Genomic DNA, 14,519 nt, shown 5'->3' with positions numbered 1-14,519 from the left:
ACACTTTGAAAGGAGGCAGACTGCCTATGATCGTTTTGGATTATCAGGACAGAAGGCCGCTGTACGAGCAGGTGGAGGAGAAATTTCGGAACCTGATCCTGATAGGAGCATTGGAGCCTGGTTCCCGGATGCCCTCTGTGCGGCAGCTGGCCATGGAATTATCGATCAATCCCAACACCATCCAGCGCGCCTATATGCAGCTGGAGCAGGATGGATTGATTTACCCGGTTAAGGGAAAAGGAAACTTTATTGCGGACAGTGAAAAGGTGCGCAGGATCAGCAAAGCTTCCTATTCAAAAGAGCTAAAAGCCCTGGCACGGAAAGGAAAGGCTATGGGAATGGATGAGGAAGAGCTGATCTACATTATCAGGGAATGTTACAAGGAGGAGAAGCCATGATAGAAGTCAAAGAATGCAGTAAGGCATTTGGCACTGTCAAAGCAGTCAATAAAGCAACTCTGGACATTGGGGTAAGGGAAGTGTTCGGTCTTGTAGGCAGCAACGGCGCCGGGAAAAGCACCCTGCTTCGAATGATGGCAGGGATCATGAAGCCAGATGAAGGAGAAATCCAGATTGACGGAATGCCCGTATATGAAAATGAAGAAGCCAAGAAACTGTTTTTTTATATTTCGGATGACAGTTATTTCCCTGCAAATTATACAGCTATAGATCTGGTACGGTTTTACCGGAACTTTTATCCCCAGTTTCGGATCCAGCTTTTCCATGAACTGATGGAACAGTTTCATCTGGAAGAAAACCGCAGGATTACAACTTTTTCCAAAGGAATGAAAAAGCAGCTGCTGGTGATCATTGGCGTGTGTGCAGCAACGAAGTATCTGTTTTGTGATGAGACCTTCGACGGCCTTGACCCGGTAATGCGTCAGGCGGTAAAGAGCCTGTTTGCAGCGGAAATCATGAATCGGGAATTTACTCCTGTGATCGCGTCCCACAATCTTCGGGAACTGGAGGACATCTGCGATCATGTTGGGCTTTTGCATAAGGGGGGAATCCTTCTTTCCAAGGATCTGGAAGATATGAAATTTCACATCCACAAGATCCAGTGCGTGCTCAGTGGACGGCAGCAGGAAAAAGAACTGGAAAAGGAGCTTCAGGTTCTGAAGGCGCAGCATCAGGGCTCTCTTCTTATGATAACAGCCCGGGGAACCAGAAGTGAGATCATGGAGAAAATCCAGGCGAAAAATCCTCTTTTCATGGAGGTGCTTCCTCTGACCCTGGAGGAAATTTTTATCAGTGAGACGGAGGTGGCAGGTTATGAAATCAAAAATTTATTCTAGCAGATATATGAAGGTAACATCAAAAGGACTGGTGTGGATACCGGCTTTTGTGACGATTGGATTTCTTCTGGCCTTTCCGGTGGCAGAGCTGATCATGCTGGGAAACTGGTTCGGAATGGAATACACGGCCAGAGAGATCAATGCCCTTTATGCAAATTTGTGGCAGAATGGATTTATGATTACCGGACTTGCGGTTGCAGCACTTGCGGCACTGTTTAATGGGATCAGTCAGTTCTGGTACCTGTATTCACCGCGTAAAATTGACTTCTACCACAGTCTTCCTGTGAAACGAAACAGAATGTTCTGGTACAAGACTTTGCAGTCACTTTTATATTTTTGGGTGCCGTATCTGGTGATGGAATTTTTCGCCATCTGTATCGGGGCGATGAGAGGATTTTTCAGTCTTCATCTTATGAAACTGGCATTCCTTATGATGGTATTTCATCTGATGCTGTATCTGCTGATGTATTTTTCCGTTGTGCTGGTGATCTGCATCACAGGACATTTGCTTATGGGAGCGCTGCTTCTGGTGGCTGCTGTAGCTTATGGACCGGTGCTTTCTGTGCTGCTGGACTTATATGAAATGGCATTTTATTATACTCGCAGTGAGAGCCCTTATGGTTTTGTAAAATGGCTGAAAGAGATGGTCTCACCATTTACCATTTCTTATACCTTCGTGAAAAAATATGCAGAGGGAAATTACGGCGGAATACTGATTGCAGTGATTCTGGTAACTGCGGCATTGGGAGGTCTTGGATATTACGCCTTTGTACATAGAAGATCAGAGAGAACAGGGATGGCTTTTGTTTTTCCATGGATCGGTACTGTGGTAAAATTTCTGATCGTGGTACCTGGAGGCCTTGGAATTGGATTTATTTTCTATATGCTGTCAAGTGACAGTTCCAGAACGATCTGGTGGATTTTTGGATTGATTCTTGGAACCCTTTTTGCTGGCGGTATTATGGAAATTATTTATTACAGGGATTTCCGGAGATTCTTTTCCCATAAGATCCAGCTTGTGATAAATGGGGCATGTGTAGCACTTGTGGCGTGTGTGTTCTTTTTTGACCTGACAGGATATGACGAATATGTTCCTTCCTATGATAAGATTGAAAATATCGCAATCGGATCTGTAGATACCGAATGTGAAACTGCTTATAATGTGAAAGTAAATGAAGATGGTACTGTCACCATGCTGGATTCCGGATATTATTTGAATGGGGATTCGACGGGAAATGATCTGGGAATTGACCAGAATCTTTTTGACAGTATGAAAGAAATTGCAAAAGAGAGCAAGGAAACCTGCAAAGAAATTGTAGGAAACAGCACAGCATTGTGGTTCAGCAATCTGTGGGATCCTTCTGGAAATACATTAGGACTTAAGGTACGGTATGACCTGAAATCAGGAAGTGCCATTTACCGTTACTATATGGTCAGCCTGGATGACATAAAGAGCTTGTGGAAAGAGGGCATGGCTGAGGGAACTTTAAAGGCTGAGCGTTATTCCATTCTGAATCTGGATGACAAATATGTGGATGAGGTAAGATGTGATTTTATTACCGGACAGTCAATTTTTCTTTTTCAGGATAATAAGGCGAAGAAACAGCTGCTGGTGGATGCTTTCCGGCAGGATGTGGAGGAGGCTGATCCGAAGGTGCTGACAGGAAAACCTTGCGCAAGCCTGACCATTGGATATTCTGATGTACCGTCTGTGGAAGGGACGGACGACATGGTAGTGGGTAAAACAGGAGATTATTCTTTTTCTCCATGCTTCTATGTATTCCCACAGTTCAAAAGGACAGTTGAAATTTTGAAGGAAACAGGGTATCCTATGTCTATGGATGATGTGAACTTAAGCTCTGTGGAAGTTCAATATTATATGAATGAAAATCAGAATGAAGTTTCTTCCCCGATTATTTACAATAAGCCGGAGCAGCTGAGTGAGCTGAAAAAAGCCCTGAGATGCTATCAGATGGTACCGTTCTGGGAAAAAAGGGAACTGGACAGCTGGGACAGCCTGAAGGTTGTGATCGACGGCGTGGAATCAGAGGTAGCCTGGTCTATAATGGCGAAGGATGTTCCGGAATTTATGAAGGAAGATTCTCAGCGGGCATTGTCCTTTGAAGTTTTGGACGAGGAATAAAGTAGAAGGTAAGGTAGTATAAATGGGAAAAGCAGTGAGACTGGATAAATTCCTGGCAGATTCCGGAGCTGGCACGAGGACAGAAGTGAAGAAGCTGATCCAGAAGGGAATGGTTCAGGTAAATGGTGAGACAGCGAAAAAACCAGAGCTGAAGGTAGACCCGGAGAGGGACGTGGTGGAATTTGGCGGAGAGCGCCTGGGCACCCGGGCAGAGTTTGTGTATTATCTTTTGCACAAGCCTGCCGGGTATGTAAGCGCTACGGAGGACACCAGGGAAAAGACGGTTCTGGAACTGGTGCCAAAGGATGGCAGGCGGAATCTTTTTCCTGTAGGACGTTTGGATAAGGATACGGAAGGCCTGCTTCTTGTTACAGATGACGGCCAGCTGGCCCATCAGCTGCTTTCTCCGAAGAAACATGTGGATAAGACTTATTTCGCTGTGACGGAAGGCAAAGTGGTGCCGGAGGATATAGAGAAGATCCAGGTAGGTGTGGATATTGGAGATGAAGAGCCGGCCTTGCCAGGGAAGCTGGAGATTCTTAAGGTTTGGGAAGAAAACCCGAAGCAGGAAGTTGCCAGTGGTAAAGATTGCGAAAGAAAAAATGTTAAAGGTGACTCTGAAACAATGACAGACAAAGCAGATAATGAGGAATATAAAGCGGACGTGGAAAAGAGTTTCTGGCGCTCGGAAATCCTTCTGACTATTCAGGAAGGACGTTTTCATCAGGTGAAGAGAATGATGGAAGCGGTTGGAAAGAAAGTAATCTACTTGAAACGGATTTCTATGGGCCCGCTGACTTTGCCAGATGATCTGCCAAAAGGTCAGGCACGGGAGCTGACACCTGATGAACTGGCGGCGCTCAGACAGGGTAAATAGCTTATCTGAAATGCTTTTGCAGAAATGGAAGAACCTTGTTGAGAGAACGTGGAAATGAATTTATTAAAACGTTGAAAAGCCTAAAAATAGCGGAAAAATTTGCAAAAACCCTCTTTACACAGAGGGTTTTGTCATGTTATAATGCAAAAGTTGTAAACCATCAAACACGCATGGAGATTCCCAGGGATGGTGCCCTACGGTGTGAGGTTGGGTCCGAGAGGAAAAGGATCCATGCGGAAGAATTTAACCAAAAGGAGAAAAAGACATGAGCGTTATTTCAATGAAACAGCTTTTAGAGGCAGGTGTTCATTTCGGACATCAGACAAGAAGATGGAACCCTAAAATGGCTCCATACATCTACACAGAGAGAAATGGTATCTACATCATCGACTTACAGCAGTCTGTAGGAATGGTTGACGATGCTTACAATGCAATCGCTGATATCGTAGCTAACGGCGGAAACATCCTTTTCGTTGGTACTAAGAAACAGGCTCAGGACGCTATCAAGACAGAGGCTGAGCGTTGCGGACAGTTCTATGTAAACGAGAGATGGTTAGGCGGTATGCTTACCAACTTCAAGACTATCCAGAGCCGTATTGCTAAGCTTAAAGAGATTGAGACCATGGAGGCTGATGGAACCTTCGATGTTCTGCCTAAGAAAGAAGTTATCGCTTTAAGAAAAGAATTAGATAAACTTCAGAAGAACCTTGGCGGTATCAAAGAAATGAAGAGACTTCCAGATGCTATCTTCGTAGTAGATCCTAAGAAAGAAAAGATCTGCGTACAGGAAGCTCATACACTGGGAATCCCGCTTATCGGAATCTGCGATACTAACTGTGACCCAGAAGAACTGGATTACGTAATCCCGGGTAACGATGACGCTATCCGTGCTGTAAAACTGATCGTTTCCAAGATGGCTGACGCAGTTATCGAAGCAAACCAGGGACAGACAGACGCTGAGGGAGAAATCCAGGCTGAGTCTGAAGAGTTCGCTACAGAGGAATAATTATTAAAAATTCTGGACGGCAGCTGTGAATGGGTTATGCCTGCATAGGCGTATCCACAGCTGGCGGACAGGTCCTTACAACACACTATCAATCAGGAGGAAATGTAAAATGGCTATTACAGCAGCACAGGTAAAAGAGTTAAGAGAGATGACCGGCGCTGGTATGATGGACTGTAAGAAAGCGCTTACAGCTACAGAAGGCGATATGGATAAAGCAGTAGAGTTCCTTCGTGAGAAAGGTCTTGCTACCGCTCAGAAGAAAGCTAACCGTGTTGCAGCAGAGGGACTTTGTAAGACACTTGTTGCTGACGATGCTAAGAACGCAGTTGTTGTTGAGGTTAACTCTGAGACAGACTTCGTTGCTAAGAACGAGAAATTCCAGCAGTATGTTGCAGATGTTGCAGCTCAGGCTCTGACAACTACAGCAGCTGATATCGATGCTTTCCTTGGAGAAGCATGGGCACTTGATACCACTAAGACTGTTAAAGAAGCTCTTGCAGCTCAGATTGCAGTTATCGGTGAGAACATGAACATCCGTAGATTTGCCCAGATGAAAGAGGAGAACGGTTTCGTTGCTTCCTACACACATATGGGTGGAAAGATCGGCGTTCTTGTTGATGTTGAGACAGACGTTGTGAACGACGCTGTTAAAGAGATGGCTAAGAACGTTGCAATGCAGGTTGCAGCTCTGAAACCTCTTTACACAAGCGACAGCGAAGTAAGCGCTGATTATATCGAGCATGAGAAAGAAATCCTCATGGCTCAGATCCAGAACGATCCTAAGGAGTCTCAGAAACCTGAGAAAGTTATCCAGGGAATGATCACAGGACGTATCAAGAAAGAGCTTAAAGAGATCTGCCTTCTTGACCAGATTTACGTTAAAGCAGAAGACGGAAAGCAGTCCGTTGGAAACTACGTAGCACAGGTTGCGAAAGAGAACGGCGCTAAGATCACAATCAAAGGCTTCGTTCGCTATGAGACTGGAGACGGAATCGAGAAGAAAGAAGAGAATTTTGCAGAGGAAGTCGCAAAACAGATGGGTAAATAATCCATTAGCTTAAGTTTTCATTATATTATTTTAATAAGTCTAAATTTAAGTATTTAAAGGCCCTGAAAGCCTTATAAACACTACGTTTCACAGTGATTATAAGGTTTTCGGGGCTTTTTTCTATATTTTTCTAAAAAAGTCCTAAATACCGCCACGCATCGCTGGAAATCACCAAGAATCTCCCAAAATTGAGTATTGAGTAAGGAAAAACTGAGTAAAAGCAAAGGCTTGCAATCTTCAGCGAAGTTACTCAAATTATCAACGGTTTCATCAGATCACCATAATTTTCAAAAAACAAATTATAAACTTAAAAACCAATTTTATAAGGAGGAGATCAGTATGGCAAGTACAGCGATAGGCGCAGCTGGCGAGGATGCTCGCACAATAACTTTTATGAACAAAGAACATAAGGAGTTCTATTTGGAATATCTGTCAAAATGCAGATGGAAAGATGTATATCACAAAGCATTGGTATATTGTCTTGGAATCGACAGAGATACACGAAAACACGTTAACAGAATTTATGATTTTAAAAATGGCAGTGTGAAGCCAGAATGTCTGCAGGAAGGATGGCAGACAAGTGGTAGTGTCAGAGTTGTACGCATGGCATTTAATCTCTACTGCAACGGTACACCCAGTGTCTATGACTATGAAGATGCGGAAAAGCAGTTATCGGAGTGCAGCTGTTATACAGTAGAAGATCTGTTTTGCTGTGGGTATGCAAAATTCTTTTGGGAGGCAATAAAGATACGTTATCCGGAATATTGCTCCTAAAAATGATTGGAGGTCAAAAATGCTGAAAATCAGATTACAGGGAACAACAAATGAACTGAAATGGTTTCGAAAAATATTGGAAAAGAATAGTAACTTTGAAATTTTAAGTATATCAGAGCCTTATGCAAATAAGGGGACAAACAAATATTTTCGTGTGTATGTAGACGTCGAAAGAATCAGACATTAGGAGGAAAAGTTATGTGCAGAGTAATCGCAATCGCAAATCAGAAAGGTGGAGTGGCAAAGACCACTACCACTATCAATCTTGGAGTAGGACTGGCCAAGGAAGGAAAGAAAGTTGCACTGGTTGACGCAGATCCACAGGGGCATTTGACAATGGGGCTTGGATTTCCAAAGAATTTGAGAGTGACACTGAAAACAATGATGGAAAATATTATCATGGGATTAGAGTTTGATCCCAAGGAGGCCGTTTTACATCATGCAGAAGGAATAGATGTGATTCCATCTAATAAACTTCTTTCGGGAATGGATATGTCATTGTTTACGGTAGAGGACAGAGAAAAAGTCTTAAAGGAGTATTTGGAACTTTTGAAGCAGGACTATGATTATATCTTAATTGACTGTATGCCCTCATTGGGAATGTTGACAATCAATGCCCTCACTGCAGCTGACAGTGTGCTGATTCCGGTACAGCCACAATATTATGCGGCAGATGGTCTTATGGAATTGCTGAAAGTTGTGAAAGGGATTCATCAGAGATTCAATCCTGATTTACAGATTGAAGGCATTTTGTTTACAATGGACAGCTGTCATTATAACAACTCAAAGAGGAACAAGCAGGCAGTACGGGATGCTTATGGAGCAGAGGTCAGAATTTTTGATCAGACGATTCCAAGAACAGAAGCTCTTGCCGAAACTGCATCAGAAGGTGTCAGTATTTTTTCTTATTATGCAAAAGGAAAAGGTGCGTACAGTTATCAGGCACTTGTCCAGGAGGTGCTGAATCATGCGTAAACCCAAGAAAGAAATTCAGCTTACTTCTTATGATGAATTGCTTGGAATCAATGAAGCCGAACAGAATACTCTTAATCAGATTGTTGAAGTGCCATTAAATGAGTTACATCCTTTTAGAAATCATCCATTTCATGTAAATGATGATGAAAAAATGGCTGAAACAGTAGAAAGTATCAAGAATTATGGCATCTTAAATCCTGCATTGGTACGTCCTCGCGCAGAGGGAGGATATGAACTGATTGCTGGTCACAGGAGAAAACGTGGTTGCGAACTGGCTGGAAAAAGTAAAATGCCAGTACTCATACGGAACTATACCGATGATGAAGCCGTAATCGTTATGGTGGATTCTAATATACAGAGAGAAAATTTGCTTCCAAGCGAAAAGGCATATGCTTATAAGATGAAGATGGATGCAGTAAAACATCAAGGCATAAAAGAGGAAAACGCAGTTTCTGTTGACAGTGCAGATCTGGTTGGACAGGCTGCAGGTGACAGTGGAAGAACCGTTCAGCGTTACATACGCTTGACCTGTCTTATTCCGGAATTGCTGAAATTGTTGGATGAAGGAAAGATTAATTTTACAGTAGGTGTTTCATTAACCTATTTATCAGAAATGGAGCAGATTTGGGTGAAAGACTGCATAGTGTCTGGAGCAAGCTCTGTTACAGGTTCAATGGCAACAAAACTGAAGCAATACAGCGATGAAGGTAATCTGACAGAATTAGCGGTACAGCTTATTCTGAATGAAAAGAAAACAGAGACAGGAAAAGTTACTTTAACTGAAAAGAAAATACGAAAGTATTTCCCAAAGGAATATAACAGAGAACAGATTGAACAGGTTATCTATGAACTGCTTGATAACTGGAAGAAAAGCCAATAACGAGGGAAGGAGGGAAAGCAAAATGGCAAAATCCGAAAGCACAAAAATAGAGTTTGGTTATTTTCACGATTATGAATCGGAACAGTTTGCTTTTTACCGTATTCCCAAAGTATTATTCACAGATGAATATTTCCGTAATCTGTCCAGCGATGCAAAGGTTCTTTATGGGCTGATGCTGGACAGAATGGCTTTGTCTATCAGAAATAATTGGGTGGACAATGAGGGGAAAGTTTATATCATATTTACATTGGAACAAGTGATGGAATATATGAATTGCGGAAAAGACAAAGGTGTGAAAATTCTTGCAGAATTAGATACTGATAAAGGAATTGGTTTGATTGAAAGAGTAAAGAGAGGATTGGGAAAACCAACAATTATTTATGTAAAGAGCTTTGTATATAGAAAAGAAAAAGTATTAGATTCAGCAGAGAATAATAACCGAAGTCAAGAAGTCGGAAAAGCCGAAGTCAAGAGTTCGGAAAAACCGAAGTCTGGAGTTCTGGAAAGTCGAAGTCAAGAGTTCGGAAAAACCGAAGTCTGGAAGTCGGAAAAATCGAAGTCAAGAGTTCGGAAAAACCGAAGTACAGAAGTCGGAAAAACCGACCCTAATAATACTAATTATAATTATACTGATATTAGTAATACTGACAGAAGTAATACTGATCTTATCAATCTTTCAGATTCTTCCGAACAGCAGTCAATGGATTTGATGGAAGAGATGGAGTTATTCCAGATGAATACTGCACTTGTAAAAAGAAATATTGAATATGACTGTCTTGTACAACGATGCAGACTAGGGGAACAGCAACAGTTGGATGAAATTGTGGCACTAATTGTGGAAACAATCAGCATAGAACGGGAGAATATTACGATCAGTGGAGTGAAATACCCATATCAGTTCGTAAAAAGCAGATTATTGTTGCTGGAAGAAAGCCACATAGAGTATGTACTTGACTGTCTGCATGAGAATACCAGGGAAGTAAAGAACATAAAAGCGTACTTGCTTACCTGTCTTATGAATTCAATAACGACAATAGGCAATTATTACCAGGCAAAAGTAAATCATGATATGTACGGAGGTGGCATATGAGAGGAAAAGAAATTATAACAAAATTGATAATTCCTGGTGCAATAGCTATGATTATCTGCTTAATTGTTCACCCTATGTGCATGAATGGTGAAATATTAGACTGGAGAAAATTATTGCTTTTTGTGGGAATACCTTTCGGAATCCAGAAAATGTTTTTGTTGGTCGTTCCAAGAAATGTGGGGACAGGGGAAATGCTTGGTTTGGTGGTACTTAAACTGATGGTAGGAAGTTTGATTGGAATAGGGGTTCTTGCCTGGAGATTATTAGCTGTAGCAGGCATTTTGCTAAAAAACGGCATTTCTGGAATTATATGGATCATAAAAAGACTGAAAGAAATGGTGATCAAAAATGAGCGAAAAGCAACTGGAAAAATTGTATTATAGCATTTATCCAATGAATCAATGTGAGACACAAAGTAAAAGTTATGAAGAGACAAAGGAACTGTGTGAAACATTAGAAAAGGAAATGATAAGTCTAATGAGTCCGGATCTGCAGGCAATGTTTGAGGATTACAAGGAATATACTTTAAATCTTAAACAAACAGAACAGAGAGACGCTTACATAGATGGATTAGCGTTTGGGATTCGCACAATTTCGGAAGCCTTTTTACATGAGAACAAAAATAGAATATGGTGATTGAAAAAGCAGTCTGTCAAGGCTGCTTTTTCTGTACCGCTTACATAGGAGAATGAGATGTGATTGATTTGATAATTATTATTATGGCAGGAATAGTGCTTTTGTTTTTGCTGTCTTGTTGCTTTATGGTTGCAAGGCTATTGGATGAGGAAATATCTATGTATGGATATGAAGGAAAAGAAAACTGGGAAAGGGAACAACTTCCCGACAAATTGTCGAGAAGTTCAACAAATGAAAGACATGGAGATAAATGAAAAGATTCGTTATTTTCGGAAACAGAGAGGGCTATCGCAGGAGCTGCTTGCAGAACGAACAGGAATTAATGTGAATACAATTCGGAAGTATGAAATAGGCATACGAAAGCCGAAAGTAGAACAATTAAAGAAAATTGCGGATGGACTTGAAATTAGTGTAATAGAATTTTTGGATATTGAAATAGAAAATGAAGCGGACTTGATTGCTATGCTGAAAAAAATCAGTCCGTTTTTTAAGTGGGACGGATTGCTTCATGTATTGGAGGGGGAAAAGTTTTTATGATTGGTGTAGGAAGTGCATTGATATCACTGTTTCTGGTTTTGGTTTGTTATTCATTAACACTGACAGCGAAAAGAGCAGATGAAAACTTATTGATGATCTGTGAACAGAATCAGAAAATTGAAGAAGAGAAAGGAAAGCAAGAAATGGAATCAAAGAGAGACATTTTGAGAGTGATTGAAAAAGAAATCAAAAAAGGAAGTGCGCCAGTTGCATTTGCGGGTTTGGGGTTTTCCGAGGAATGTTATCATTTGGTAGATAGTCAGGCTAAGATGAACCAACTTTTAGATTATTTTTTTCGCAATGAAGAATACGCAGCTTTGACAGATCGGCAGGTGAAAAGTAATATCTATGCAGAAATGGGCAAAAGGCTGAATTTCCGTAGTGCCAGATCTGATCGAGACAGAAAGAATATGGAGGTAGCGGCGAAACGATGGATTAAGAAAAAGCATCCAACATTTGATGGTGATGTATATGTCGAAAATATCCGGTGTTTTCTGGATATTTCCCGGGAAGAGTTAGAAAAACGTAAATGTACTGTTAATGAACAGGATATCACAGCACTTATTTTCAGTCAGAAACATCTGGAAGCATTATATCTGCAATGCCTTATGCACAGGCGAAACGCAATGCAAGAGGTCCCAGAATTAAAAGGTTTGTCAGAAACGTGCAATCGGATTTATAAATTGCAGGATGTAGATGTATTATTTCAGTGTTTACTGATGGATCAGATGGATTGGGAAGAAGGAAAGTTGTATGTGCAATTCAGTACTGTATATTTATTACTGAGTTTAAGAAATAAATGACAGAATAAGTATGATTGGTTATAATAAAATAAATTGACAAATAAGTAGAGGGAGGGTCTGATGAATAAAGAAGATCATTTTATAGATACAGATAAATTGGGTGATGTGTTACTTGAGTTTTCAAAAAAAATAAGTCGTTTCTCACAAAATATACCAGATACTTTATTTGGAAGTTTGACAGAATTTTTAAAAAATATACCAGATGATGTTAAGAATACGCAACTTTTTGCAAACGTTCAAAAACTAAGTAATTATGATTTGAATTATGAAGATGTCTGGTGGTTGGTAGACAGTTATGGGCTTATTGATAAAGAAGATGCGGAAGAAGAACTTATGGAGTATTATGAGCAAGAAAATAAATTACATTGTTATATAAAAAGTATTATAAGCAATCCGTCCATAAGTGAACGTGAAAAATTAGTAATATTGTTATCACATATAGAACCGTTAATATATAATACTTTAAATTACACGAAACAGCCTTATTCAAAAGTGAAACAAATAGTAAAACGAATGTCTATAGATGAAAATGAGGGAATGTCTTCTGAGAGTGTGGGAAAACTTTACGTTATGGGAATTACATATGTAGTGTTTGCAAATACTGACGCTTATACAAAGGAAATTGATAAAAGAATTCCGTTTAGAAATAATATTCTGCATAATGGAATTGTTGAATATGGAACGGATGATATACATAGTGCATATGAGTTGTTAGTTGAGTTCATTTCAATGCTGGTATTCATAAAAAAACAGCTTATTAATGAAAAAACGAAATAGAGAATTTGTAGCCGGTTGGTCCATTTTATTAGAAATTGGAATCAGCCGGCTTTTTATATTTTAAAGAGTACTTCTCGACAATTTGTCGGGAAGTGGAAAGGAGCCAAATTCCAATGAAAATATATCTCCCCCATCTGTTAGTTCCACCATAATTTGCTGATCGGAATCGAAAGGAGGCGTGCAAATTGCAGGAAGAAGTTACACAGAAAACAATCGCATTGTCGGTTAAAACTGCAAGAGTGACTGCCGACGTGTTAAAAAATATGCTGCGGAAGTATCTGTCAGGACAGAAGCAAAAGGGAAAGAATCCTTACAAGGTTGGAAAACAGTCATACAAAGAACTGAAAAGCCAGGGTTCTGGTTTATCCAATATTGAAATCACAGATGGAAATATCAAGTCTTTTGAGCGTGTGGCGAAGAAATACCGCTTAGATTTTGCCTTGAAAAAAGACAGTTCGACCAAGCCACCGACTTACTATGTGTTCTTTAAAGGGCAGGATACAGAAATGATGAATCTGGCATTTAAGAAATATTTGGGTGTACAGATGAATAAAAAGGATAAACCATCTATTATGAAAAAACTTATGCACTTTAAGGATGCTGTGTCTAAAGGAAAGAACAGAGAACGAGCAAGAGAACAGCAGAAAGACAGAGGGCAGAGTTTATGACGGAGAAAAAAAAGCAGCATAAGAAGAAAAGAGGAAAAGTTCAGCATATCAGAGGCTCTCCGAAAAAGAGAAAAATATCTGGAAAAGCTTTTTTTTCTTCAGAGAGTATCCCAGGAAAAATTCTTGCGGATGTGAAAAATCAGATTACGGATAAGGCAAGTGAATTGAAGAGGGCAGATCAGAAAAAGCTGTTTTTAGCTAATTTCCCCTATCTGATGTTTGCTTATTTTTTCAATAAGATTGCCTGGCTGTATCGGGTAAACACCGGAGCAACTTCCTGGGATAAATTTATGAACACTATTACTTATTTTGAACTAGCATTTCGGGATCTCTGGCCAAGCTTGAATCATATGGATCTGTTTTGGGGAATTACAGGAGGCGTGGCTGTAAAGCTTATTATTATTTACCGCACGAAAAATGCCAGGAAATATCGGCTGGGTGTGGAGTATGGTTCTGCCAGATGGGGAACAGAAAAAGATATACAACCATATGCTGATCCTGAATTTGAAAATAATATTATTCTCACAGAAACAGAGAGTCTTACTATGTCAAGCAGACCAAAGAATCCGAAATACGCCAGGAATAAAAATATTCTGGTAATTGGCGGTTCTGGTTCTGGAAAAACCAGATTTTTTGTAAAGCCTAACATTATGCAGATGCACAGCTCTTATGTGATTACTGATCCGAAGGGAACTGTGCTTTTGGAAGTTGGCAGTATGCTGGCAAAAGGCAGTCCAATGACGGATGAGAATGGAAAAATCGTGCGAGACAAAGAGGGAAAAGTTATATACGAACCGTATAAAATCAAAGTTTTGAATACAATTAACTTCAAAAAATCCATGCACTATAATCCATTTGTATATATCCGCAGTGAAAAAGATATTCTAAAACTGGTAACAACCATTATTGCTAATACCAAAGGTGAAGGGCAGCAATCAGGTGAGGATTTTTGGGTAAGTGCGACTCGTTCGCAGACGGTAAAAAGTCTGCGCACGAGCAACGGTTTTCCGT

General features: G+C 40.4%; 19 protein-coding genes. All 19 read left to right on the top strand.

Annotation, left to right across the window (positions count from 1 at the left end):
* Positions 1-26: 26 nt before the first annotated feature.
* Positions 27-398: a GntR family transcriptional regulator gene (locus LIQ05_RS16580; protein ID WP_226822449.1), complete on the top strand. Its 372-nt coding sequence runs from the start codon at positions 27-29 to the stop codon at positions 396-398.
* Positions 395-1,294, top strand: a complete 900-nt coding sequence (locus LIQ05_RS16575) for an ABC transporter ATP-binding protein (RefSeq protein ID WP_226822447.1) — start codon at positions 395-397, stop codon at positions 1,292-1,294. The genes LIQ05_RS16580 and LIQ05_RS16575 overlap by 4 nt, the downstream gene beginning before the upstream one ends.
* Positions 1,272-3,437 carry a DUF6449 domain-containing protein gene (locus tag LIQ05_RS16570; protein WP_226822445.1) on the top strand — a complete coding sequence of 722 codons (2,166 nt, stop codon included), beginning with the start codon at positions 1,272-1,274 and terminating at the stop codon, positions 3,435-3,437. The genes LIQ05_RS16575 and LIQ05_RS16570 overlap by 23 nt, the downstream gene beginning before the upstream one ends.
* A gap of 22 nt (positions 3,438-3,459) precedes the next feature.
* On the top strand, positions 3,460-4,314 hold the full coding sequence (locus LIQ05_RS16565) for a pseudouridine synthase (RefSeq protein ID WP_226822443.1): 855 nt from the start codon (positions 3,460-3,462) through the stop codon (positions 4,312-4,314).
* A gap of 38 nt (positions 4,315-4,352) precedes the next feature.
* Positions 4,353-4,583: a hypothetical protein gene (locus tag LIQ05_RS16560; protein WP_226822441.1), complete on the top strand. Its 231-nt coding sequence runs from the start codon at positions 4,353-4,355 to the stop codon at positions 4,581-4,583.
* Positions 4,580-5,320, top strand: coding sequence for a 30S ribosomal protein S2 (rpsB, locus tag LIQ05_RS16555; protein ID WP_226822439.1), 741 nt, complete (start codon positions 4,580-4,582; stop codon positions 5,318-5,320). The genes LIQ05_RS16560 and rpsB overlap by 4 nt, the downstream gene beginning before the upstream one ends.
* Before the next feature lie 109 nt (positions 5,321-5,429).
* Positions 5,430-6,368, top strand: coding sequence for a translation elongation factor Ts (gene tsf / locus LIQ05_RS16550; protein ID WP_226822437.1), 939 nt, complete (start codon positions 5,430-5,432; stop codon positions 6,366-6,368).
* 339 nt (positions 6,369-6,707) lie between these two features.
* Positions 6,708-7,142: a DUF6075 family protein gene (locus LIQ05_RS16545; protein ID WP_226822435.1), complete on the top strand. Its 435-nt coding sequence runs from the start codon at positions 6,708-6,710 to the stop codon at positions 7,140-7,142.
* A 19-nt stretch (positions 7,143-7,161) separates the two neighbouring features.
* Positions 7,162-7,329: a DUF3970 family protein gene (locus LIQ05_RS16540; protein WP_118608518.1), complete on the top strand. Its 168-nt coding sequence runs from the start codon at positions 7,162-7,164 to the stop codon at positions 7,327-7,329.
* A gap of 11 nt (positions 7,330-7,340) precedes the next feature.
* Positions 7,341-8,117 (top strand): ParA family protein, encoded by a 777-nt coding sequence (locus LIQ05_RS16535; protein WP_226822433.1) that lies wholly within the window; start codon positions 7,341-7,343, stop codon positions 8,115-8,117.
* Positions 8,110-8,997 carry a ParB/RepB/Spo0J family partition protein gene (locus tag LIQ05_RS16530; protein ID WP_015541253.1) on the top strand — a complete coding sequence of 296 codons (888 nt, stop codon included), beginning with the start codon at positions 8,110-8,112 and terminating at the stop codon, positions 8,995-8,997. The genes LIQ05_RS16535 and LIQ05_RS16530 overlap by 8 nt, the downstream gene beginning before the upstream one ends.
* Positions 8,998-9,019: 22 nt before the next feature.
* A complete protein-coding gene (locus LIQ05_RS16525) occupies positions 9,020-10,087 on the top strand; it encodes a DUF6017 domain-containing protein (RefSeq protein WP_226822432.1) in 1,068 nt (355 codons plus the stop codon).
* A complete protein-coding gene (locus tag LIQ05_RS16520; protein WP_005426609.1) occupies positions 10,084-10,470 on the top strand; it encodes a DUF6050 family protein in 387 nt (128 codons plus the stop codon). Before LIQ05_RS16525 ends, LIQ05_RS16520 begins: the two co-directional genes overlap by 4 nt.
* Complete coding sequence (locus LIQ05_RS16515; RefSeq protein WP_015541255.1) at positions 10,436-10,723, top strand: DUF6809 family protein; 288 nt, start codon at positions 10,436-10,438, stop codon at positions 10,721-10,723. The genes LIQ05_RS16520 and LIQ05_RS16515 overlap by 35 nt, the downstream gene beginning before the upstream one ends.
* 162 nt (positions 10,724-10,885) lie before the next feature.
* On the top strand, positions 10,886-11,260 hold the full coding sequence (locus tag LIQ05_RS16510; RefSeq protein ID WP_021926218.1) for a helix-turn-helix domain-containing protein: 375 nt from the start codon (positions 10,886-10,888) through the stop codon (positions 11,258-11,260).
* Positions 11,257-12,063: a hypothetical protein gene (locus tag LIQ05_RS16505; protein ID WP_226822430.1), complete on the top strand. Its 807-nt coding sequence runs from the start codon at positions 11,257-11,259 to the stop codon at positions 12,061-12,063. Before LIQ05_RS16510 ends, LIQ05_RS16505 begins: the two co-directional genes overlap by 4 nt.
* Before the next feature lie 60 nt (positions 12,064-12,123).
* Complete coding sequence (locus tag LIQ05_RS16500) at positions 12,124-12,840, top strand: hypothetical protein (protein ID WP_015541258.1); 717 nt, start codon at positions 12,124-12,126, stop codon at positions 12,838-12,840.
* Between the two features lie 185 nt (positions 12,841-13,025).
* Positions 13,026-13,508, top strand: coding sequence for a PcfB family protein (locus tag LIQ05_RS16495; RefSeq protein ID WP_117457903.1), 483 nt, complete (start codon positions 13,026-13,028; stop codon positions 13,506-13,508).
* A 215-nt stretch (positions 13,509-13,723) separates the two neighbouring features.
* On the top strand, positions 13,724-14,519 hold a 796-nt coding region (locus LIQ05_RS16490), incomplete at its 3' end, for a type IV secretory system conjugative DNA transfer family protein (protein WP_226822501.1).

Source organism: Blautia glucerasea, assembly GCF_020537505.1.
Classification (GTDB): domain Bacteria; phylum Bacillota; class Clostridia; order Lachnospirales; family Lachnospiraceae; genus Blautia_A.
Note: the sequence above shows the minus strand (reverse complement) of the source record. Positions and strands in the feature narration are given on the sequence as shown.